31 protein-coding genes are annotated in these 21,426 nt (G+C 45.1%); 10 read left to right on the top strand and 21 right to left on the bottom strand.

What is annotated here, in order from left to right:
• Window positions 1-2: 2 nt before the first annotated feature.
• From B3K91_RS09265 to B3K91_RS09175, 20 genes are all read right to left on the bottom strand, one after another.
• Window positions 3-1,166 carry a phage portal protein family protein gene (locus B3K91_RS09265; RefSeq protein WP_292594844.1) on the bottom strand — a complete coding sequence of 388 codons (1,164 nt, stop codon included), beginning with the start codon at window positions 1,164-1,166 and terminating at the stop codon, window positions 3-5.
• 7 nt (window positions 1,167-1,173) lie between these two features.
• Complete coding sequence (locus B3K91_RS09260; RefSeq protein ID WP_292594842.1) at window positions 1,174-2,421, bottom strand: phage terminase large subunit; 1,248 nt, start codon at window positions 2,419-2,421, stop codon at window positions 1,174-1,176.
• On the bottom strand, window positions 2,418-2,837 hold the full coding sequence (locus B3K91_RS09255) for a hypothetical protein (protein ID WP_292594840.1): 420 nt from the start codon (window positions 2,835-2,837) through the stop codon (window positions 2,418-2,420). Before B3K91_RS09255 ends, B3K91_RS09260 begins: the two co-directional genes overlap by 4 nt.
• Before the next feature lie 320 nt (window positions 2,838-3,157).
• The gene (locus tag B3K91_RS09250) at window positions 3,158-3,655 is read right to left on the bottom strand and encodes a hypothetical protein (protein WP_292594837.1); all 498 of its coding nucleotides are present in this window, start codon (window positions 3,653-3,655) and stop codon (window positions 3,158-3,160) included.
• Between the two features lie 34 nt (window positions 3,656-3,689).
• Window positions 3,690-3,935 (bottom strand): hypothetical protein, encoded by a 246-nt coding sequence (locus B3K91_RS09245; RefSeq protein WP_292594835.1) that lies wholly within the window; start codon window positions 3,933-3,935, stop codon window positions 3,690-3,692.
• An 84-nt stretch (window positions 3,936-4,019) separates the two neighbouring features.
• Entirely contained in the window at window positions 4,020-4,265 is a 246-nt protein-coding gene (locus B3K91_RS09240) for a hypothetical protein (RefSeq protein ID WP_292594833.1), read from the bottom strand.
• Window positions 4,249-4,419, bottom strand: a complete 171-nt coding sequence (locus tag B3K91_RS09235) for a hypothetical protein (RefSeq protein ID WP_292594831.1) — start codon at window positions 4,417-4,419, stop codon at window positions 4,249-4,251. The genes B3K91_RS09240 and B3K91_RS09235 overlap by 17 nt, the downstream gene beginning before the upstream one ends.
• 11 nt (window positions 4,420-4,430) lie before the next feature.
• On the bottom strand, window positions 4,431-4,670 hold the full coding sequence (locus B3K91_RS09230) for a hypothetical protein (protein WP_292594829.1): 240 nt from the start codon (window positions 4,668-4,670) through the stop codon (window positions 4,431-4,433).
• Window positions 4,636-4,791: a hypothetical protein gene (locus B3K91_RS13695; protein ID WP_414674585.1), complete on the bottom strand. Its 156-nt coding sequence runs from the start codon at window positions 4,789-4,791 to the stop codon at window positions 4,636-4,638. Before B3K91_RS13695 ends, B3K91_RS09230 begins: the two co-directional genes overlap by 35 nt.
• Window positions 4,769-4,972 (bottom strand): hypothetical protein, encoded by a 204-nt coding sequence (locus B3K91_RS09225; protein WP_292594828.1) that lies wholly within the window; start codon window positions 4,970-4,972, stop codon window positions 4,769-4,771. The genes B3K91_RS13695 and B3K91_RS09225 overlap by 23 nt, the downstream gene beginning before the upstream one ends.
• Entirely contained in the window at window positions 4,972-5,244 is a 273-nt protein-coding gene (locus tag B3K91_RS09220; RefSeq protein ID WP_292594826.1) for a hypothetical protein, read from the bottom strand. Before B3K91_RS09220 ends, B3K91_RS09225 begins: the two co-directional genes overlap by 1 nt.
• A gap of 77 nt (window positions 5,245-5,321) precedes the next feature.
• Window positions 5,322-5,489, bottom strand: coding sequence for a hypothetical protein (locus B3K91_RS09215; protein WP_292594824.1), 168 nt, complete (start codon window positions 5,487-5,489; stop codon window positions 5,322-5,324).
• A complete protein-coding gene (locus B3K91_RS09210) occupies window positions 5,490-5,681 on the bottom strand; it encodes a hypothetical protein (protein ID WP_292594823.1) in 192 nt (63 codons plus the stop codon). It abuts the gene before it with no gap.
• A gap of 2 nt (window positions 5,682-5,683) precedes the next feature.
• The gene (locus tag B3K91_RS09205) at window positions 5,684-6,271 is read right to left on the bottom strand and encodes an ATP-binding protein (protein WP_292594821.1); all 588 of its coding nucleotides are present in this window, start codon (window positions 6,269-6,271) and stop codon (window positions 5,684-5,686) included.
• Window positions 6,272-6,392: 121 nt separating this feature from the next.
• Window positions 6,393-7,223: a hypothetical protein gene (locus B3K91_RS09200; RefSeq protein ID WP_292594819.1), complete on the bottom strand. Its 831-nt coding sequence runs from the start codon at window positions 7,221-7,223 to the stop codon at window positions 6,393-6,395.
• Window positions 7,224-7,272: 49 nt separating this feature from the next.
• Entirely contained in the window at window positions 7,273-8,187 is a 915-nt protein-coding gene (locus B3K91_RS09195; RefSeq protein ID WP_292594817.1) for a recombinase RecT, read from the bottom strand.
• 13 nt (window positions 8,188-8,200) lie between these two features.
• Complete coding sequence (locus tag B3K91_RS09190; RefSeq protein WP_292594815.1) at window positions 8,201-9,151, bottom strand: YqaJ viral recombinase family protein; 951 nt, start codon at window positions 9,149-9,151, stop codon at window positions 8,201-8,203.
• A gap of 78 nt (window positions 9,152-9,229) precedes the next feature.
• The gene (locus B3K91_RS09185; protein ID WP_292594813.1) at window positions 9,230-9,427 is read right to left on the bottom strand and encodes a hypothetical protein; all 198 of its coding nucleotides are present in this window, start codon (window positions 9,425-9,427) and stop codon (window positions 9,230-9,232) included.
• Window positions 9,428-9,431: 4 nt separating this feature from the next.
• Entirely contained in the window at window positions 9,432-9,920 is a 489-nt protein-coding gene (locus B3K91_RS09180) for a hypothetical protein (protein WP_292594811.1), read from the bottom strand.
• A complete protein-coding gene (locus B3K91_RS09175) occupies window positions 9,874-10,044 on the bottom strand; it encodes a hypothetical protein (RefSeq protein WP_292594809.1) in 171 nt (56 codons plus the stop codon). The genes B3K91_RS09180 and B3K91_RS09175 overlap by 47 nt, the downstream gene beginning before the upstream one ends.
• 363 nt (window positions 10,045-10,407) lie before the next feature.
• Between B3K91_RS09175 and B3K91_RS09170 the strand changes: the two genes are divergently transcribed.
• Window positions 10,408-10,833, top strand: coding sequence for a hypothetical protein (locus B3K91_RS09170; RefSeq protein WP_292594807.1), 426 nt, complete (start codon window positions 10,408-10,410; stop codon window positions 10,831-10,833).
• 288 nt (window positions 10,834-11,121) lie between these two features.
• Here B3K91_RS09170 and B3K91_RS09165 read toward each other — a convergent pair whose 3' ends face one another.
• Entirely contained in the window at window positions 11,122-11,352 is a 231-nt protein-coding gene (locus tag B3K91_RS09165) for a helix-turn-helix transcriptional regulator (protein ID WP_292594805.1), read from the bottom strand.
• 140 nt (window positions 11,353-11,492) lie between these two features.
• On the opposite strand from B3K91_RS09165, the gene B3K91_RS09160 reads away from it, so the two are divergent.
• From B3K91_RS09160 to B3K91_RS09120, 9 genes are all read left to right on the top strand, one after another.
• The gene (locus B3K91_RS09160) at window positions 11,493-12,161 is read left to right on the top strand and encodes a LexA family protein (protein ID WP_292594803.1); all 669 of its coding nucleotides are present in this window, start codon (window positions 11,493-11,495) and stop codon (window positions 12,159-12,161) included.
• Between the two features lie 273 nt (window positions 12,162-12,434).
• Window positions 12,435-12,995: an AbiV family abortive infection protein gene (locus B3K91_RS09155; protein ID WP_292594801.1), complete on the top strand. Its 561-nt coding sequence runs from the start codon at window positions 12,435-12,437 to the stop codon at window positions 12,993-12,995.
• Between the two features lie 271 nt (window positions 12,996-13,266).
• Complete coding sequence (locus B3K91_RS09150) at window positions 13,267-13,758, top strand: hypothetical protein (protein WP_292594799.1); 492 nt, start codon at window positions 13,267-13,269, stop codon at window positions 13,756-13,758.
• Window positions 13,759-13,766: 8 nt separating this feature from the next.
• Window positions 13,767-14,534, top strand: coding sequence for a hypothetical protein (locus B3K91_RS09145; RefSeq protein ID WP_292594797.1), 768 nt, complete (start codon window positions 13,767-13,769; stop codon window positions 14,532-14,534).
• Window positions 14,535-14,957: 423 nt separating this feature from the next.
• Window positions 14,958-15,608 (top strand): hypothetical protein, encoded by a 651-nt coding sequence (locus B3K91_RS09140; protein WP_292594795.1) that lies wholly within the window; start codon window positions 14,958-14,960, stop codon window positions 15,606-15,608.
• Between the two features lie 486 nt (window positions 15,609-16,094).
• On the top strand, window positions 16,095-17,072 hold the full coding sequence (locus tag B3K91_RS09135; protein WP_292594793.1) for a hypothetical protein: 978 nt from the start codon (window positions 16,095-16,097) through the stop codon (window positions 17,070-17,072).
• Between the two features lie 274 nt (window positions 17,073-17,346).
• Window positions 17,347-17,613, top strand: coding sequence for a hypothetical protein (locus tag B3K91_RS09130; protein ID WP_292594791.1), 267 nt, complete (start codon window positions 17,347-17,349; stop codon window positions 17,611-17,613).
• An 18-nt stretch (window positions 17,614-17,631) separates the two neighbouring features.
• Window positions 17,632-19,536: a hypothetical protein gene (locus B3K91_RS09125; protein WP_292594789.1), complete on the top strand. Its 1,905-nt coding sequence runs from the start codon at window positions 17,632-17,634 to the stop codon at window positions 19,534-19,536.
• A 348-nt stretch (window positions 19,537-19,884) separates the two neighbouring features.
• A complete protein-coding gene (locus B3K91_RS09120; protein WP_292594787.1) occupies window positions 19,885-21,348 on the top strand; it encodes a recombinase family protein in 1,464 nt (487 codons plus the stop codon).
• Window positions 21,349-21,426: the final 78 nt, after the last annotated feature.

The raw sequence follows: 21,426 nt of genomic DNA, 5'->3' as shown, positions 1-21,426 counted from the left end.
GGTTATTCCTCTTCAGGCATACCAAGAAGCGCTCTTGCCCACCTTCTGTCAGCGTCTGAAAGGTTGTCCATTATCCCGGCCCGGCCTATCGTCTCAACGAACACCGCCAGAGCCTTTCTCTCTTCAAGTGTTTGCTCACGAATGATGGCCAGCTCCCCGTAACTCTCAACAGAGGGGAAGTTGTAGTCAATCAGCTTGGCAATAACGTGATCCAGGAAGGAGTCGGAGATCACCTCTGCCATTGACTGTGTAGAGCTCTGGACCATGTCGATATGCACCTTCCCCAGGGCGTAAGCTCCTCCGTATTCGTTGGTGAGAAGGAGTTGCGGTAACCCTAGATTACGGTAGATGAGAGTGTTTGCATACTCAATCGCGGCCCTGAACTGGTCGGACAGGTCCTTCGAGTTCGCCTCGAGCAAGGCTATTTCGGTGTTCTTGTCGGTCGAGACGGCCGTCTTTGAATAGAAGTTGCTCAAGATCTCGTTCAGCGCTTCAACCGAAGTTGTCGGGTTTCCGTTGGCGTCTACCATTGAGACGTTCTCAGTCTTTCCGTGGATGATGGGAAGGGCGTACTTGTCCAGTCCGATCGCCCAGATCTTGAACAGCTTTCTTTTGAAGTCCCAGGCGCGATAGCAGGTGTTGAGAATCGACTCGCCATAGAGGCCTTCGCCATTTCTGATGACAAACATCTTCGACATAGGGATCTGGAACTCGCCTTTGGAAGTCGTAAGCTTCACGTATTCTGGCGCCTCTTCCGGGTAGAATGACATCTGACTTGGCGCGTAAGGCACAATCTTTTCAATCCACAGCTTTCCGTCCGAACTCTGCCAGACGATCTCGGCGCCTGCCCAACCGTAGGCTAGCATGTCCTCGAGCATCTTCTTCAAGAAAGTCGGGAGCGAGATCTCGAGATTTTCGATCACGCCGCTGACGAACTGCGCGACATCGCTGTCAGGATTTGAGTAGCTTCCTATCTTTGAGATCGTCGAACTCGAGATGAATCTAAGGCCAGCCGCTATCGTCTCGTCTCTTTTCATGTCTGTAATCGTCTGAGAGTTGAGCGATTGACCTGTCGATCCAGATGAGGAAGTGTCCACGATTCCCACCTGTCCCATAACGGGCTTGGGTTCGCTCTTCTTGCTGAATATGTTGAAAATGCCCATCATTACCACCTCAGTATTTATCTGACCTCGTGAAGAAGACCGGCTTGCTGAAAAGACTGTGCAGACCCCAGGCAGCGAGGGCAAGTGAAATGACACAGTCGTCATGGTAGCCTTCGGGCGCGCTCATCTTGAGGTTTCTCGAAGGTGTTATCTGGTACTCGAAGATCTCGAGCTCGTTAATAAGTTCGGGAATGTCTTCATAGTGGAGCTTCCCCTGTTCTATTAGCATTGATAGGTTGTTTATAAGCTGCTCTTTCGATGAGGCCGTGAACCTGAATCCTTCTACGTTCAGGCCGTCCCTTCTAAGCTCGTCATAGATGGGATCCCCCACTCCTGTGCTGTCAAGCACGACCTTCCCCGGGTACCGCTTGCTTATGTATCTGATCCTCTCTTTCTGGAGGTTCCAGTCTATCTGGTTGAACCTGGCAAAGTAGACGAGATCTCCTCTCTCGTCCAGGACGGTAATTACGGTGAAGTCCATGTATTTGGCAAGGTCCACGCCGATGAAGAACCTCTCCCCTGGCTTGGGATCTCTGAGCGTTCCTCGAATTAGTCTCCTCACGTTCCTAAACACACCGCCGGTGTCTTCAAGAAACTCTGCAAGATATTCCTGCCTGAATGCCCTGTCAGGAAGCGTCATTCTCGCTTCTTCAATCTCTTCCGGTGCAATATGAGGGTTGTCCGATGTGGGATGCTGCCATGACTTATATAGAGGGAATTGAGGGTCTTTACCCCTGGTCCATAACCTGTAGAACCAGTTCCGGCCTTTGGGAGTGGAGATGATTATCGCCTTGCCTTGTCTGTCTGTCAGTGTCGGTCTCAGATTCTCGTCCCATATGACTTCTTTTATCCTGGCCGCTTCGTCTATTATTAGTAGATCCAAACCTTCACCTATGAGTGAATCTGGGTTATCGGCGGACTTCCCGAGTATCTCCGTTCCCCAGTTCGTGAGGATCCGCATCTCGGACTTCGAGTCTGTACAGTGTCCGTCAGGGTGCCAGATCCTTCTCCTGGGTCTCACGTAACGATAGATCTCTCTGAAGACTTTCCTTGAGAGGTCGTAAGTCGGTCCCACGACCCAGACTCTCTTCTTCTCCCTGAAAAGATAGTTGATAGCTTCCACAGCTGCGTATAACGACTTCCCCCAGCGCCTTCCGTTGCATAAGATCTTAAATCTCGCCTCTGACATGAAGGCCTCTTCTTGGCCACCGTTGTGAGGCACAAACCCGATGTCAGAGAGGAACTTCTCTTTCTTCATATCCCCCAGCGCTCTTTGAGAGCTTTCAGGAAGTCTTCTGTGCTGTTCTCGCCGGCGCCGGAGTTCTTCAGCTTCATTTCTATTCCCCTGAGAAGGCTGTCATATATCCTCAGTCTCTCCCTTTTCGATAGTGACTTGTCCCTGAACCACTTTGAGAGCTCGCTGTTCATCTCGTCTACCAGTTGAAGGTCGTTCGGGAGAGTCTTCTGCATATGTTCCTGGACTATCGCCCTTGAAGTCTCGGCTCTCTCTTCCCTTACAGACTTCAGAAAGGATGCTATTGCTCCATATGATACATCTAGGTTCTTTTCCTCAGCTATCTTTTCTGAGATTTCCCTGGATGACATACCCTGGCGAGACCAGTCGAGCACTTCTTTCTCAAGTTTGTATTGTTCAACCTTGTTAGGTCTAGGCATGTCATCACCTCCAGTTTGTTATGATATGTTATGTTATGTTATGTTACGTAACAGGATAAGAAAAGAGGCCCCGAAGGACCTCCACATATAAACAAAAAGGCTTCCCTCTGGAAGCCATGAGAAGACACTTTCTACAATTCTAACGAATTATATCATTTTTTGCGGACCTACTCAAAATTTCTAGCAGCAAGAGCTCGCTAAGACTAACCAAAAAAGAGGGCCGCAATACGGCCCACTTCTTTCAAAGAAGAAGGGTGAATGACTCAGGGTGTGAAGCTAGGTACGGTTGAACATTAATAGTGTAGCACTTTCAGTCAAATCTACTGCTCTGTATCTAGACTTATTGCAACGTAGTTTGATAGATACACTGGATCACGTCCCAATTTCTCCCACGCTCTCCTCAAATGTCTTCTGAACGCTGATTCGTCAATGTTAAGGAAGGAAGCGAGCTCTCTATTGCTTGGAGGTCTTCGGTCTTTCCTGCTATGATCAATCAATCGCCAGAAGATTGCTTCCATCTGACGCTTTGTAAGTCTCCTAAACATGAGCTCCAGCAGCTTGATAGTCTGATAGTAGATCTCTTTCTCTTCGATTCCAATAATCCTCTTAATTCTCAAAGCATCCTTCATACTCATATTCGAAAGGAAGGTAGGAGACCCACAAGGTGATTCAACAACTATCTCGGCATTTTCAAGACCAAGCACAACTGGTCTTTCAAGGATCCTCGACCACATCGTTTGCAACGACCGCAGTATGATCACAAGGTCCTCTTCTGAATGAGTGCCGGCTACGAATCTCTCGCATCTATGCTGAAGCATAATTCCCTCCAAAGGAGAATGAGGGCCTGAGCCCTCACATCTTTTCCAGGATCTTCGTCTGGTTAGCACTTTCAAGCTGCTCATACAATTCGATAAACTCTTTCAGTCCCCGAAGATAGAGCCACATTATGGAGACCGGTACTGAAGTCTTCATTTTTCCGAGCTTTTCTATCTCCGTGTCTATCTTTTTTTCATGCCTCTTAATCACGGAGTAAGTTGGATAAACTATTCCGATCACCTTTGCCGTTTCCGTCCTTGCTTTCTCTTCTTTCTTCTTCATCTGAGATCCTCCCTGAGATTATGAGCGGTGCGTAGCCTACCATGAGAAGGATGAACAGCGCGATCAGTACCATCACAATCACTATCACTCCACCTCCGCGAACGCTCTTACAAGCCTTTCCATCTTCTCGTCAGGAACAAGCTCATGCGGCTCTATTCCCATGTTCTTCGCGAATTTCCTGATCATCTTCATTGTCGTGAATGAGGTCTGGCCAGTCAGGATATTGAACAGGACCCTTGCGGAGTTTGAATCTCCGCCGATTGCCGTTATCGTCTTTCCTGCCCTCTCGACGTGGTACCTGAACACCGAGGGATTAACTCTCACTTTCATCTTCCTTCACTCCCCATACGTAGAAGCCTCTGTTTTCAGGGATCTTCAGGGCGATCTCCATTGCCTCATGCTGGCTCGTGGCATCTATCACCGGTCTCTTCTCCTCAACCTTTCCCTGTTGGTTTGTCCTCTTGAGAATGACTCTGTACTTCATCTTCAACCATCTCACTCGACGAGTCCGTCTTCATGCAGAGCCTTCTTCGAGAACTTCTGCACGAGATCGTTGAACTCGCCAACAAATTCGTCTATGCGGCCTGGATGAATCTGGAGAGAAGTAGCGCTGTTTGTGGTCTGTTTGCTCGAACCCTTCCCGTGAGAGATCGCAGCCTTCAATGTAACCTTGTACGGCATCTCATTCTCATATTCGTCTCTAACTGTTATTCCGATCAGAGTAAGTTGTTTCACTTCTAATCACCTCGTTTAGTTCTTTCGGTATTCGAGCTCCGCAGTTGCTGCAAGTCCAGTCTTCCTGTTCGACGCTGCTAAACTGTCCTTTACCGCAGTTAGGGCATATTCTTCTTACCATTCGTCCTCATCCACCTCTTTACCCGCCACTCGCTGCCAGGGAATGTCAGAGCGGCGTTTTCCTTTGCCTTGAAGGCTGCTTGCCAGAGTTTTCTGCCCTCGACAATGACCTCAAGGTCTTCTGAGGGCTCGTCAAGTCTTTCGAGCAAGAAGGAGTAAACTGCTCTCTGAGTCAAGCTCATCAGTAATCGACCTCGATAATGTCCAGGCGGCCGTTATATGAGTCCGGCTTTTCCTCCTTCAGGATCATCATTCCGTTGCCCTCAAGGGTCTGGCGGAGTTCGATATTTTCCTTCTGGATCTTTTCGATCTCCTCAATGCATTCAAAGAGGACGCCTTCCATAATGTATCCAAGATTCTCCGTCTCGCCTGGAGTGATTGGTTTATCTCCTTCCCGGATCTGCTTATGCCTGAGAGCTACCGACCTTATGAATTCGAGTCTCGCTTTGGTCATTCTTTACCTCCCTTATAAGCCTCTTCGCATATACCTCTCTCCAGAGGCCGTCTATTCTCTTCAGAACCACTGCGCGTTCATACCGAGTCATCTTGTTGCGCCTTCTCCCGTTCTTCTTCTGGCCCGAAGAGTTCGTCGGCCCTTCTCGCGTCTGTTTCCTGCTTTTTCTGGAGTTTCTTATCTTGCCTCTCTTGAGAAGTTATCTTTTCTTTCTGTCTCCTAAGGTATCTATCGATGCTCTTCATTCACTTGAGCCCCCTTCCTCTAATCCACATGATCAGGCACCGAATGATCACATACGGCCAGAGAAGCGAACCGACTATGTAAGAAAGCAGTTTCTCTTCAGGAGGGATAAATATCCTCTCCTGCTCCTCGGTGACCATAATCAGGAAGCCGGTCATGAGGACTCCCACGACGTAGATCCAGACTAGAACCATGTTCATTCCCCCTCCTCATTCAGCCAGTCGACGTACTCGTCTCTCCTCTGCTTTCTGAAGCTCTCGGCGTCTTGTATGTAGGCTATGAAGACTCTCTCGGCAAGACGGTCCCAGATCCTCTCGCCCATGAGATCTTTGAACTCCTTCGGGTTCAGGTTCGATGTCATGACCGTGCCGAACTCGGCTTCGTACCTGTAGTTTATAAGCTCGAACATCTTCTGCATGACTATCTTGTTCTCCTGTTCTACAGCGACATCGTCTATGGCCACCAGCTCGATAGTCTTCAGCTCTTCGAACTTCTTGCTGATCTCCTGGATGCTCCCCGTGAGACTCGTTGAAGTAACGAAAGCGGCCGTGCTTCCCTCGGATATTGCATCGCTCACAATCGCGGCCGCCAGATGAGTCTTTCCGGTACCGTAGCCGCCAAGGAAGACCAGATTTGCTCCTATCTTCCAGGCCTTCTTTCCTGTGTATTTTCTCGCGGCTAAGAGAGCGGCCTTGAGATCCGGAGTCCTGGGAAGAAATGTCGCGAACGTGCGGTCCCAGAAGTTCTTCGGAAGGGCGTTCATGATCTTCTGCTGGATCTTCACCTGACTAAGGTACCTTTCCATGACAGGACAGAAGACCCTGGTCATAATACCGTTCTCAACGTATTCGATCAGTCCGCCGGTCCCACACTTCTGAGGACCAGGGCATTTCGAGCGGCACTCTTCAAGAGCCTGTTTCTGACTTAATGAGCAGCTCTTCAAGATCTCGCTCATCGGTATGAGTTCCTGCTGGGTTCTTGAAGCGTTCCTTCCAGCTGTCCCTTGAGTCTTTCTCACTTCTTCCATCCGGCCCTCCTTTCATACGGTACATAGCCTTCGCGCTTTCCTCATCCAGGAACTTCTCGACATGAGATTCCATGAAGGTCGAAAGCTGCCAACGAGTGCTGAGAATGTATTCTCTTCCTCCGACTATCTCGGCGTAGTTCCTTATAGCCCTCAGCAGGTTTTCTTCACCGTGTCGTCTCAAGGCATCTAGAATCGAGTTTTCAGTTTTCTCTCGGTTGTCAGGAATTTTGGAGATCTGGAATTGGTTCCATAGGAGAATAACTTTTTCTATCGCGGGCGCGGGTATATATATAATATCTTTGTCTTTATCTAGTCTAGTCTTATTAATGTTCCCCAGATTATTCCCCGGATTACTTCCCAGATTACTTTCCAGATTACTTTCCAAATTACTTTCTTTTTTCACATTACTTTCCAAATTAGTTTCCTTTTTCATATGATAAGGAAAGTAATAGACTCCTGCCTCCCGAGTGGTACCTTTTTTGTATCCGATGACTTCCTTGTCAATTAATCTCTGTCGCGCCTTAATGAGGTTCTTTTGAGTAGTACCTATCAAAGCACACAACCGCCCATTGGAAACAGAGAATTTTTCCTTCCATCCGAGTCTGTTGTTTATCTCCAAAAGTTTGAAGTATAAATGGACTTCAAGATGGGAGAAACTAAATTCAGAATCTATTGTCCAGAAGCGATTAACGAGATCTATGTATGACATGTGATTCACCTCAATGGAAGGCCCACCCAAAAAAGGGTGGGCTGTGAGATCAAACCTCTAAGGGTTTCTTTCCGGTCAGGGCTTTGCCGTCGCCATTGCCTGTCTTAACGACTTCAGCGTCTACTACTTCGGTCACTTCTTCGCCCTCGACGTCCCAGATGTTCTCGGCCTCTACCAGGGACATGTCAGGTTCTTCCTGCTCACTTGGTTTCCACTCTCTAGCGGTTTCATCCAGTGCTAGAGCCGTCCTGATAATAGGAGATTTAGGGATCCACCTGAAGCCTGCCTTGACGACTGTCTTCTCTCCCATCCGGTCTTCGTTTGTGAACCAGGGGCTGTCTTTCCTGCTGCCACTTAGGCCGGCTTTGTAGGCTACAGAATATCGGTCTCTAATCTTCCTTACCTGGTCCTTGGTCATGTAGACTATGATGTTTCCGCCGCCCTTGAGTTTGCCGACCATGTAGTAGCCCTTCGACTCGCCGGGATCTCCATCTAGGTATGGGATATGGACAAGCTCTTCGTTGAGTCCGTACTTCAGACTGAAGGTGTCTTTCTCATAGACGGTTCGCGCTACAATGGATTCCATCCTGTCTGACCTGTAACCGAGCTCTACTAAGCCCTCGTACATGATGTCAAAGCAAACTTTCCCTTTCCTTGGGACCAGGGCGCACTGATCTAGTCCATTTGTGGGATCGAGGCCAAGCTGGGCCGCCATCATGACTGCTCCCAACAGAGAAGCGGGATTCTGCATGGCCGCTTCGGCGAGGCTCTTGTTCTGTCTGAGAAGAGTGACTACTATTCTTATCATTCTTTCGGGAGTTATTCCCGCATCCGGAAGGGCGTTGGCAATTTCCCCTTTGATTGAAGTGAGGTTCTTGACTATTCCCGCTAGGGGATCGGGCTTGTGGTTCCTTCTTTCATCTTCCTTCTTTACCATAGAAGTGATTTCACTTGCTTTAGGCATCAGCAGACCTCCTTCACGCAGCTCTCTTGAACCTGAACCTTCTGGAATGCGTATCTTCCAGATAAGCTTCATAGTCGTTTGGCCTTTCTTCTTTGAATCTCGACTGAGCAAACCTCTTTGAGTAGTAGCTCTTCCAGAAGACCCAGAACCTTCCTGTGAAACCCGCCTCTGCGTCTCCAAGGTGTTCCTTAAGTCTGTTCTCACGCAGCGTGATCTCTTTCTCCAGCTCTTCCTTCTGGGCCTTGAGAGTCTCTAGCTCTTCAACGATCAGGTCGTCTTCCGGGGGAAGGTCTATTGACTTTCGCATTGACTCAGGGAAGAGGACTTTCAGGACTTCTGTGCAGTCCTCGGTAGCGTCTGCAGACGGCGGGATTCCCTTGAGCACGTTCTCCTTCCAGAAGGTCTCTTCCCTACGGATGATTTCGTCCGCTAGCTCCTCATCCAATTCGAATCTCTTGTACTCGAACCTCTTCCCGCCAATCAGGCCGGCGATGTAGCCCCAGGTCCTTCCAGTCACAATGAGATAGTGCTGGAGCTGGACGTATGCCTCAGTCGGGATCTCTTCTCCCTCCCAATCCTTCTGCATGTACTGAGAGACGTTTTTGAGTTCGAGAATTCCCCAGGAGTCGGTTTCCGGGTCATATACTTCACGGTCTACATTGGCAATCATCCATGGGTATTCACTGCTTTGAAGAATCGCGTTGCATCTGACTACATGAAGACCGGTCTTTTCCTTGAATAGGTCCGCGATGAAGTCTTCGATTCTCTTTCCTATCTCCATCGCTTCATTGACTTCCTCTTCAGGAGCTTCCCCGATCTTTTCGAGATAGACTCTTATCGCGCTCTTCCATCTGCTTATTCCAAGGACAGCGGCAACGTCAGAACCTCCAATCCCTTTCATCCTTTCACGCTTCCACTCTTCAATGCTGATACGCTTCGTGCTCGCCAAGCGAACTGCTTCCATTTCAGATACCTCCTTGTGCTATAATTTCTGTAGATTTCTTTCTCAGTTCCTGAGGGCCGCCTGCGAGAGCGGCCTTTCTCATGCGGTAACAAGCTTGATCACTTTCTCCTTGCCCGGGCCGCTCCAGCGATAGAGGACCCCGTTCATGTACCATTCGGCTTTCATCTTTCCTTCGATGACCTTGCGGTAGATATCTTCGGCGACCTGCGCGTTGCTGCCTCTGTAGAGATAGAGTCCGTGTGATACGACCTCGTGCGGTTCGATCTTTCTTCCCACTCTCCTAACCTCCCTTCTTCGTTTGAAATTGATTCCCCAGGGTCCATCCTGAGTCGTCTCTGAAGACCTTTACTCCTCGATCGACTTCAAGGCCCAGCGGGATCTGCCTGTCGATCTTCTTGTAGTACCTCTCCGACCTCAGCGGGTCCAGAGCGAGGAGCTTCGAGTTCATCTGCCAGTTCTCGAACTTGATCCGCCTGAAGGCTTTGTGAATCCTTTCGATCTTCGAATCCTGGTATTCGTCTATCGTCTTCATCCAGTCCAGGACCCTGCAGAGCACATCGGCCATGTAATAGTCCTTGCGTTGGCTAGCCCTCATTCGTTCTCTCTGTATGTACTCCATGAGTTCTTTCTCGCTGTGTTCGCCTTTGAGTCCGTTGAATTCGTTGATCGTGAGAATGCCGTCATATGAAGTCGCCTGTGAGTTCCAGTTCTCGTTGACCTGGTCAGTTATCGGGAATTCCTTTAGAGGCACCGACAACTTCTTTGGCACCTGCATCCCTCCCCTCTTCTTCTGTCTTCTCTTTCGTTGCAGAGACCCATAGACCCTTTTCTTTCATTTCCTTGACTATCGGATACAATGCTTTTCCTAACCTTCTAGCTCTCGCTTCGTTCATAGTTGCCTCCTTCATTTACCTTTCGTGTAGTTTGGGTTTTCGATACGCTTTGCAAAAAAAGCCCCGGCGTATAGGCGCCAGGGCAACGCCATGTGAGTGGTGCAGTTGCAAAGAACTCTTTAACTCGTTCGCATACTCAGAAAGGCCGATGGGTCGTCACTCCACCGGCGAAGTTTTTTGTTTCATCTGGTCTGTTCTGTCAAGGAGGTTCTAGATGAAAGAGGGTTTCGAGTCTGCCTGAGTATGGGAACAAATCTGCAATAGTTTGTTGCTATTGGTGAAACATATCGTTCATGGTATATAATCTAAGCGTTCTGTAGTACGAAGAGGTTTTATTTGTCGCTTTTCTTGTGGAGGTACGCTATGGAAGAAGAGAAGAAACCCTCTACGATTACTCAGATCATTATCGTGATTATCACTGTAGTCGTCATTCTGCTGCTTGTGTGGCAATTGTTTGGAATATCAATAGGAGACATATTTGGTGCCGTTGGGGTTGCAATGCCAGAGATTGTTGCTGTAAGATATACATCGATTTCTGTTGCGCTTGACTATGGAATTGAAGTAAGCTTTGATATTAAGAACAAAAACAATCGTGCTATGAGACTACTCGTTGGTATCTTTTTGGACTATGACAAAGAATGGTATAAAGAGCGAGAATTCATTATTCCTCCTGAAAGTATATACACTGCACAAGTTATTTTTTTCGAACCAGAGTTTCTGGGCAGCCTAGTTCAGTCAAGAATCGGCATCAGAACCAAGGTAATTAAGTACTCACTTATTGATGACTAATACAAACTCATCAAGCTTGATCTTGAGTAAAATTTATACTTCAATCTTAATTCCTCGACTGACATACGGTATGATTGCACTAGCCTTTTCAAAGCGTGGATACTATCCAGATTTTGTGACTCGATGAAGCGCTTTATCCAGAAATCCTCCTAATTACTTGTGGTTAAGAGAATCGTTTAATGTCCCCTGAAGTGTAGTCAGTTTCCTCGCTCTTTCCCCTCCCGCTTTACGGCCGGATGATCCCACCTGCGACAAGGTTAGTTATTCAATTATCAATGACCTTTTCGTTCAAACAGTTGCCTTCGATGTACTCTTCTTCTGAGATGACCGACAAATGTGATCGAATAAGTCCTCGACGGGCATCTCGAATGCTCGTGCAAGCAGAATGGCCTTTGAAAGGGTTGGCTCGTGCTTACCGTTTTCGATTTCAGTGATTGAACTCTGAGCAATGCCGGTAAGCTTAGCCAGATGGGTCACAGTCATTCTCTTTTCTAGTCTGAGTTTCTTAAGTTTGGTCATTTGGTCACCTCATCATATATCGGTATTACGATATTATCATAATTCCGATATTGGGAGTGTTTTCTGATAAGTAAAATCGATATTACGATATTGGTACAGAGAATATCGAAATTGTGATATACTTTCGGGGGGATATGTATATGGAGCTGCTTATAATGGATGTAGATCTCTTTGGTGAGAGACTCAGAAAGATCAGAACAGAAAGAAATCTGAACCAGGATGATCTTGCTGCGCTAAGCGGTGTAGCTCAAGCTACTATCTCGGAATATGAATCCGGCAAAAGAAGAGCTGCTCCCAGAAGCGATCAGGTTGCTAAACTTGCTACAGTTCTGGGTGTTACAGCAGATTATCTCCTTGGCCTTGTTGATATTCCAAATGCCAACCTTACAGGTGAAGTATCCACCTCTAGCCTGAAGCCTCAGAAAGAGATCCCGATCCTGGGGAAAGTCGCTGCAGGCTCTGGAGTGCCTGCGGAAGAAGACATTGTCGGATACGCTTCAGTTGATCAGGCGGACGCGGCAGATTTCGCTCTCACTGTGACAGGCTTCAGCATGTTCCCGAAACTGCTTGACGGTGATGTCGTTTTCGTTCGAAAGCAGCCGGTCGCCAGGAATGGCCAGATGGTAGTTGTGAGAATAAACGGCCAGGAAGGCGTCATAAAATACTTCCAGAAGAGATCTGACATGGTAATTCTTACCTCTGAAAATCCTGAGTACAAGCCTATTAGAATAGATAAAGATAGATGGGACGCCGAATGTGCTATTATCGGAGTAGTTGTTGGTTTGAAGAGAAAGTTTTCTGATTCTTGATTTACTTTCCTTCTAGGGCCAACGAAGCAGTAAATACGATTGGAATGGTGTTAGTGTGAAGGAAGTCTTTGTGCTTCTGCTTTTGCTGCTCTCTCTTGTTGTCTTCGCGTCAAAAGTTTTTCTACTCATTTATAGGGAGATGCAGAAAATAATCTAAGGGATACTCGCTTTCTCTCTTGTGTAATTCAATCTGTTTTGACTGAAGCCGGAAAACTCGCGATCTATTCCTTAATCCAATTCTGAAAGTCTTTAGTGATAAAGGGGGCTCAAAGAGTGCCAAAAAGCAAAATATACTATACTCTGCATAAGTACTGGAGATTGTGCCTGAAATTCTATAGTGATCAAGACTATCCTTTGGCAGCGTTTTTTGCTGCTACACTAATAGAAGAAACTGGTAAGGCAGTGATGATAAAGGAACACGAGGCTCAAGAAGTCACTGGCGGAGTTCCCAAGAAAACCTTCAGAGATCATCAGGCGAAGTATTTGGAAGCAGTCTCGTGGGCTCTATTTGTCAACCTTAGAGTTACGAGAATATATGGAAATATAGAGAAACGATTTGGGAAGTGGTTCAAGAAAGGAAGGATTTTCAAAATACGAAATGCGGGTCTCTATATTGAAAAGGGAAAGAGAGGATTTCATACTCCTGATGAAAGAGTCTCGAAAACTACTGCATTCATAATGGTGTGCTTTGCGGGAGAGATTTTCGGTGAAATTCAGGGTGATATTCTAGGCACTGGTCCAGAAGAATTCAAGGAAATCATACAAGAAATTGACAGGTTTATAGGAGAGAACGCGGCTACTTTCAAGGAAGCTCTCAAGGAAATACCAGTCTAGGTACACATGAGAACTAAATCAATGAAGGTACCTTCTATATTGCTGTCGGAGGTTATGAAATCGTCGTTGAGGAGAAGATTTGGTGATAGATCATCTCTTAACTTAGCGTTGAAGCGAAGCGACTTTCACGAGAGAATTACGAGATCTGAGGGAAGATGCTCTGATACTCGACTATAGTGAAGAAGCGATAGCAAACCGAGCATATAGCTTTCTTGCTGTGAGAAGTATCTGTACGTCGACATTAATAAACTATCAAGGAGGGAGTATCACGATGAAATCTGATGTTTCTCTTGAAGCGTCAAAGTATCCTTTCGAAGAATACTTCGCAGATTACTCTGTTTCTGAAGAAACAAGAAATAAGTTGATCACAAAGGATATTCTAATACTGCCTGAACCCCATGAACATTCGAAATACTATTTCGCGCAGGAATCCTTAGATTTCCTAAAATTTTGTAAGTCACTAGATGATGGGGTTAATCTGGACATTCTAGCAGATAGTAACAGGATAATAGTTTTTGAACGTCGTTCATTTGACATATGGATGCCGACAATTTGGATTGCGGAGAAAGTCCTACTTCCGATTGTTGTGGGGCTTGTTACCAGTTATATTCTTAGAAGGATTAGGGGACGAGAAAAAGAAGAATGCAAGGTAAATCTTTCCATCATTGTAAAAAACGGTGAAGAATCAAAGGAGCTGAGGTATAACGGTGATGCAAAAACATTCAGAGAAAAGTTTGACAATATTGACCTGGATAACCTATAAGGCTGAGTATGCTGAAACGCTTTTTTGAGTATTCATATCTTGCGGAAGTTAAGCAAATTGCTAGTGCATTGCATGACAAGAAGCTTGAGCTTCAATCATACAACTTCAGTAGACCTTACGAAGGGTTCCAGGAAGCTGAAGCTCTTCTTGATCGAATCAAGGAATATGCAGTTGAACACAAGATAGAGGAACTAGCAAATGCTCAATTGATCGCAAGAACTTATTTTAGGATGTTCTGCCAGCTATCGGAGTACTTCAAATTGCTTTTCAGTGAGGAATACGAAAAAACATGGAATGTCCTACAGAGCTGTTTAGACTCCGCTTTTCTTGTGGGTCAACATACAGCTATTGAGAACAGATGTGAGGTGCCTCAGATTGTAGACCTGTTAACTGGATACGAGGGTTTGTACCCATACAGGTTTTTCGGTAGTGTAGAAATGGTCATCCTTAAATCAGAATGTAGTATTTGTGGCAACGCCTTTAGCAGTAATGATTGTCCACATATTAAAGGAAACCTTTACTGGGGTGAAATTGCACAAGAGATCATAACAGAAGTCGAGTCAGAAGCAGTAGCACTGGTTGAGCACCCATTAGATAAACGATGTGTGCTAGTGATGAGTAATGATAAGCGAACAGAAAAGGAGAAATTCGCTTTGCTAATTGCATTCACCAAGCAACACATATCCCCATTTCAGACATTTTCCATTGAAAAACAGGAAGCTGAACTACACTGTGTTTTTCATCTTGGTACATGTGTTTCTTTTCAGGAAAACTAGCAATACTGCAAGGTATTTGGTGATTTATGACTGTTTACTAGCACAGTGCAGTTAAGTGGATAACAAGGATGCTTTTTTGCGTGGTTTTGTTAGTATTCTCTTAATGGTTTTCAAAAAGCGTGCTTTAGACTTTCCGTTTTGCGAACCACAGTTGGATTGAGAGACTAAGAGTGAAGGACGTAGCAACGACAAAGATGACTTACTAGCTAATCAAGTTTGAAGTTCCTCCTGAGAATATCTTGTTTACTGTTGATTGCCTACATCGTCCCACGAAAAAGAGTGACGGAGTGATAATGTGAGATAGTCTGATATGGATCGCCTGGTCTGCAAACTAGTACAATTCAGTGTTTGTTTTTACAATGAACCGTCAAATTCGTTGCAATCAAAGTCTTATTCTCATAACTCATTTTAGGAGGTATTATTATGAAAGAGCTTACAAGACATGATCTCTTTTCTGAGGCAAAGGAATATGCAAAGATTCAGACGGGCCGTGAAGAAGTTCTCTTGTACGGAAAAACTGATGGAAAGGCAGTCGGAACTTTCTTTGAAAAGCGTTTCAAAGATCATCTAAAAGCCAATTATCAAGTGAAAATCGGGAACTCAGCAAAAGGGATTGATCTACCCGAGCTTGAGGTGGACATCAAAGTGACTAGTGTTGTTCAACCTCAATCGTCTTGTCCTTTTGATAATGCCGAGCAGAAGATTTACGGCCTTGGATATGATCTTCTGGTTTTCGTCTATCGAAAAGAAGATATCGGTGTTAGAAAAGTCGGAAAGCTTGACATATTGCATGTGATATATGTGGAGAAGCAAAGAACTGCCGATTTTCAGCTTACAAAGCAGATAACATCTATTCTAGAGAACAATGGGAACCTGGAGGACCTAATGTCGTTAATGTTCAACGTCAATCTCCCAGTTGATGATATACAAGCTAAGAAACTTGGGGAAAGGATCCTTACGAATCCTCCAGAGATTGGATATCTAACAATATCAAACGCCCTTCAATGGAGACTGCAGTACGCTAGAGTTATAAGTGAGGCAGGAAATGTGCAAGGAATTCATAGAATCTTGTGAGGTGGTCAGGTGGCAACTAGTCAAAGAAAGATTGAATTTGGAGATTTTCAGACATCCTCTAAGCTTGCAAATACTATTTGTGAAAAGATTAAATCACGCCGTGAAGACTTTGGCAGTATTTTAGAACCAAACTGCGGATTGGGTTCATTCTTGGAGGCGGCGGTCAATTGCTTTCCAAATTGCAGATCAGTATTAGGTTATGACATTAATGAAGACTATGTGAAACACGCAAGAAGAACCATCAACACTGTCTATCAAGATAGAGTAGACATTAAGAAAGGCGACTTTTTTTCTACTGATTGGAAAGAGGTTATCACGGAATTGGAGACACCCGTTCTGGTGGTCGGCAATCCTCCTTGGGTAACGAACTCAAAAATTGGGTCAATTAATGGTTCCAATCTCCCGTCCAAAGGAGAATATGGTAATACGCGAGGTTTCGATTCTCTTCTTGGAAAGAGCAATTTCGATATTTCACTTTGGATGATCATGAAACTGCTGGATGCTTTGAACTCATCAGAAGGAACTCTAGCAATGTTGTGCAAGACATCTACTGCAAGAAAAGCAATGTTGCACGCATGGAGGAACAATCTTGATGTTAAGTATGCAGCCATTTACAGCATTGATGCTAAGAAACATTTCAATGCTAACGTAAGCGCTTGTCTTTTTTTGGTTGAATTCGGCAAAGACCAAAGTTCCAATTTGCTCGATGTCTTCGATAAGCTAGAGAATAATCTCCCCGCATCTACTTCAAAATACGAAGATCAACGAATAATTAAGGATGTAGAAAGATATAGATCGACCGAATATCTCAACAATTCAATATTGGCCTCCCCATTCAAATGGCGATCAGGCATAAAGCATGATGCTGCGAAAGTTCTGGAGTTGACAGTTCGAAACGGTGTTATGTATAACGGATTTGATGAGATTGTTGAGATCGAGGATGAATATATCTATCCTCTTAAGAAGGGTTCTGATTTGGCAAGAGGAAAGACTGAAAATAGAGACCGAAGAGTTATTGTAACTCAAAAAAGAATAGGTGAGGATACATCAACGATACATGATAGAGCACCCAAAACATGGGAATACCTAGTCTCTCATTCACAAATTCTTGACAAAAGAAAGAGCAGAGTTTACCTATCTAAACCCCGTTTCTCCGTATTTGGTGTTGGAGACTATGCATTTGCGCCTTGGAAAATCGCAATTTCCAGTCTCTATAAGAGCCTGTATTTCAGGCTTGTAGGTCCATTGTTGAGCAAACCTGTTTTCTTTGATGATACGGTCTATTATCTCCCATTCGCCTCTGAAGATGAAGCTAAAAGGGTATTTGCTGCTTTGACAAGTAAAAAGGCCGCGGATTTTCTTGAGTCACAAATCTTCTGGGATGAAATGCGACCAATTACTGTGAATCTACTACAAAGACTCAACATTCAGAGGTTAATGGAAGCAGCATTAGAAGAACGGTAACAACAAAAACGAATATGACTAGAGTTGGGCGGATATACCTAAGTTCGTCAAATCCTTTCATGTTCCACCTCCCATTGCTTTGCTGAACTTCACAGGTTTTGTTTAATCATATCACTTAATCTTTCGATACAAACATAGTGATAATAACTGTAGCCATCTTGAGGACTTGACAACTCTCCAGTACTAATAAGTCGAGTTAATTAGTGGGTATTGTTCTGAATGTTAACTGATGTAAAATGACAGACGTGTAGTAATAACATTCAGGGGGATAGCATTGAAAAGCGGGGAGATAGCCTACGAGATCCTGAGCGTCAGGGATTTTGGAATAGGTATGCGGAGGAGAAATGTTAAGGTCCAACTGCTAGATTATTCTCCATCCAGAGATCAACTCATGAAGATCACCGAAATCATCTGGAAAGAACATGGACAGGACGTTGAAGAACTCACGACCGTCTTCTATTTGCCGGGGATGGATCCGAAGTCAGTGGCGTATGCGTTTGGGGGATGTATGAAGGGGAAGGGGTGTTATGTGGACATCTGATGAAAGGGGACTTACATAATGAATGGAGAAGAAAACACACTTGAACAGAATGAGCCCTGCAGATTTAGTGGAACCTCTGGCGAGACACTCAAGGGTGGCATTCAAGGTGGACAATCTGACCGAAACAGAATAAGCGCAGACTCTGTCAAGCAGAAGTGCATATACCGCTCATTTTGTGACGACCTGAACGGGGGAGATAGAGAGAGAGTGGTCTGCTTGAAGTGTCTCAAGATTTCACTTGATGATCTCTCTTGGAGAGAGAGAGCAGTATATAAATTTGAGCCCTACACCGAGAGTGTTGAAAAGATTACTCTTTCTGTCCAATACAGAAATCCATGTTACAAGTTCGACTTTTTAGATTGTGATTGTATCAAGGATGAACCAAAGAGCGTGTATATACCCTTGTTCACATTTGCGAAACCGCTGATGTTCTCTCTCAACATTTCTCAATCATTTGGAGACCAGCAATTCATTCTACAACGGTTCACTGAGGCCAGAGCAATGAGCAAGATATTCCTTGAGGAATCACGTTTGATTGCCAGATTGCATAACAAATTTGGCACAGATGACATTGAGCTTTTTTTGGCAGCTCTGATGGCATCTGATGGTGGAAAGAGAATGGAACTTCCTCGCGAAAAAATACTCTACAATGACTTCTTTGATGAGGTAAGGCCTTATCTAAATCAAACCGAGCTCTTCAAACTGACACAAGCCATTGAGAAGAGCACCGATGCTTCTCTTAGAGATTATCTAAAGTTGATCAGGACAAACAGAAACAGTATCAAGGAGAAGTTCGAGACTTTGCGTGAAGGATCCTCTTCATCTGAAGCATGTTGGGAATCCAATTCTTCGCTTGTCAATCAGTGCGGTCATGAGCTGATTGAGTACCTTGGGGCATGTGCTGGTACCATTCATGAGGAGTTCATTGAGAAGTCTTACTCGGCGTTTTCCTTTCCTGTCCACTCATTAAGAGACTATCTCTACTTGAAAAGCAATTACGGTAGAGATTCTGCTGAGGTTCTATCTAGTGACAATGTGTTGAAATTCCTAGAAATGTGCGCAGAATATGAATCACTGATTTCAGGAGAACTCACTAGCATACTCGATACAATTAGTAATGTTTTGCCTAGTAGTTCTGAGAGTTCAACAGACGACTCTTCAAAACTATCAGGAATTGAAAGTTGCAAACCCAGATACCTAGAACTGGTCTCTCTATCGGAGAATGTCAATAGGAGTTTTCTGGTTCTTGGTGCTGTTCCAACAAACGTCTTTCGGGCGCTCGTAAAAACCCATTTCACGTCAAGAATGGCAATGTCTAGAAGTAATGTTGTAACACATACAATAAGTCTTGCTTCTGCCCAGAGCGTCCATGTGCACATAGCCACTGTTGACTCGGCTTACTCCATGAAAGACAAGCACTCTGATGAGGGATTCTTTGGACGTCGTATTAGCTCAAACAAAGTAATCCATAGAAACACAAGGAAATACTCTACTACAGCACCTGCCATTTGCAGTCCGAAAGGTTTCTACCTGAATCTAGTCTCTGTAACAAGCACAAAAACCATATCAATGAAATACAAGCTATCGGGGACAATTGTTTGCTACTTCGCGATTCTTTTATCTTCGAGCATATTAGTTCTAATTTCCATGCTCTCTCAGCTTGGATTATTTAATTATCTAAGAGAGATCATATCCAATGATCTCTTTATGAAGATTATTCCTAAAGTCTCCCCAGGTTCTTCAGCAACAACGATTTCCTTTCTTTCAGCAACAATAATCCCTCTTCTAGGAACAATTATCCCTTTGCTCTTCCTTGACCACTGGAGCCTTGCGCATACGCTCCTCAGGGGCTGGAAGTGGACGATATTAATCGTAAATTTGGTAATCCTTATCACTATAGCGATGACAATGTATTTCCAATGAGTCAAGGATTATGACCCTTTGTTGCACCTTAGTAATGGGTTCGGTTTTCGGCTAATTTATGCTATTATTACACACGAGAAGGCAAGAAAGGGGGTACTTCTTCATGAAGAAAGCTCATTCAGTTAGGAAGAGTTCCACAACTACTCCTAAAGGAACACGGACCTCATCAAAAGAGGTTAAATCTAGTGCTGCTTCTATCTTCTTTGACGCTTTTGATAAAGCTCGAAGCCTACCCAGACCGAAAGTGAGATAGTTCTGCTTCGCCATAATAGGTAGGACATAGTCTACTTCCAAGCATTCCATCGAACATCTCGATTAATCCTATGATATAGCTAGGAGGTGTTTGCATTGAGAAAGGCCGCTGCTTACGCAAGAGTATCAACACTTCATCAATCTGATCTCAGCCTTGTAGGTCAATTCGAAGAATGCGACAGATACGCCGAGAGCAACGAAATTGAGATTGTGGCGTACTTCGCAGATAAGGAAACAGGAAAAGTCAACAGAAGAGAACAACTCGATGAACTGATCGATCATGCTAATAGAAGAGAGTTCGAGTATATACTCGTCGACGACTTCGACAGGTTCTCCAGGGCTGGCGCCAGAGGAGAAGTCTTCATACAGGACCTTGAAGAGAAGACTGGAGTCAGGGTAATAGCCGTGAGAGATCTTGTCGATACTTCCACATATATGGGCAAGGTCTACAGGGGAATGAAACTCATTCTCTCAGGTGCGGAAAGAGACAGAATAGTCGAGAAGACGAAAGTCAGGATGAAGAACTACGCCAGCATGGGTTACTGGATGGGCGGTAATCCTCCATATGGGTTGAAGACAATCGAGGTCAAAGACAAAGAAGGAAAGACTAGGAAGGTGCTGGGTGTAGATGAAAAAGAAGCTCCCGTAGTACACGAGATATTTGCCCTCTACGCCCAGGGAAAGAGCATAAATTTCATCTGCGAATTCTTCACTGACAGGAAAATCGTCAACCGCAAAGGAAAGCCATGGTCTAAGACTGCAATTTGGGACATCTTGCACAACGAGAAGTACATAGGTTCAATTGTCTACGGAAAGGGATCAAAGAGATATCATCACATCAATAGGAAGGATGCCCTAGTCCTTGAAAATGCGATCGATGCGATCATCTCCAGAGAACTGTGGGATAAAGTTCATGAGCGATTCTCTAAACGCTCCTGGTCGCCTAGAGTACATTTCTACCTTCTTACAGGGATCATCAAATGCGGCGATTGCGGCGCTTCACTCGTAGGTAACGGTTCGAAGAAGACCAGTTACGTATGCAGTGCATGGAAAAACCACAAACCCGTGAGATATGTGGGCATTGCCAAGAGCAAAGTCGAGAAGTTCGTTATTGACTATATTCGCCATGAAATGTTCGGCGACATGGACAACGCTGACTATGAAGAGATAGCCAGGGAGATGAACAAGAGAGCTGCCAGAGAAGATAAGATCAGGGGAAAGAGAATCGAGTACTTGAAAAAGAAGCTCTTTGAAGTCCAGTCTCAGGAGGCAAACCTCGTTGAGGCAATCAAGAACGGTGTGGAAATGCTTCTGTTGAAGGAAGAGTCCGCCAGAATAAAGGAAAAGAGAGAATCAATTCAGAATGAACTCAATTATCTGGAGAACCCAGACAAGCAACACTTTGTGACCGCTCAGGAACTGAAAGATAAATGGGATACCATAAAGAACAATCTGGATTCCGGAGACTGCTATAGATTGGACGAGACGATTCACAATCTAATTGAGAGAGTAGACGTGTTCCCGGATGGCTACATAAGAGTCACCGAAAGCAACTCTTGAAATGCGCATGGACAAACAGTCCGTCATATCCGTCCTTTCACGGAGAGGTTGTCTTACCCGTGGGGCTGCCACCCTAAG

Origin of the sequence: Mesotoga sp. UBA5847, from assembly GCF_002432735.1 — a bacterium.
GTDB lineage: Bacteria > Thermotogota > Thermotogae > Petrotogales > Kosmotogaceae > Mesotoga.
Note: the sequence above shows the minus strand (reverse complement) of the source record. Positions and strands in the feature narration are given on the sequence as shown.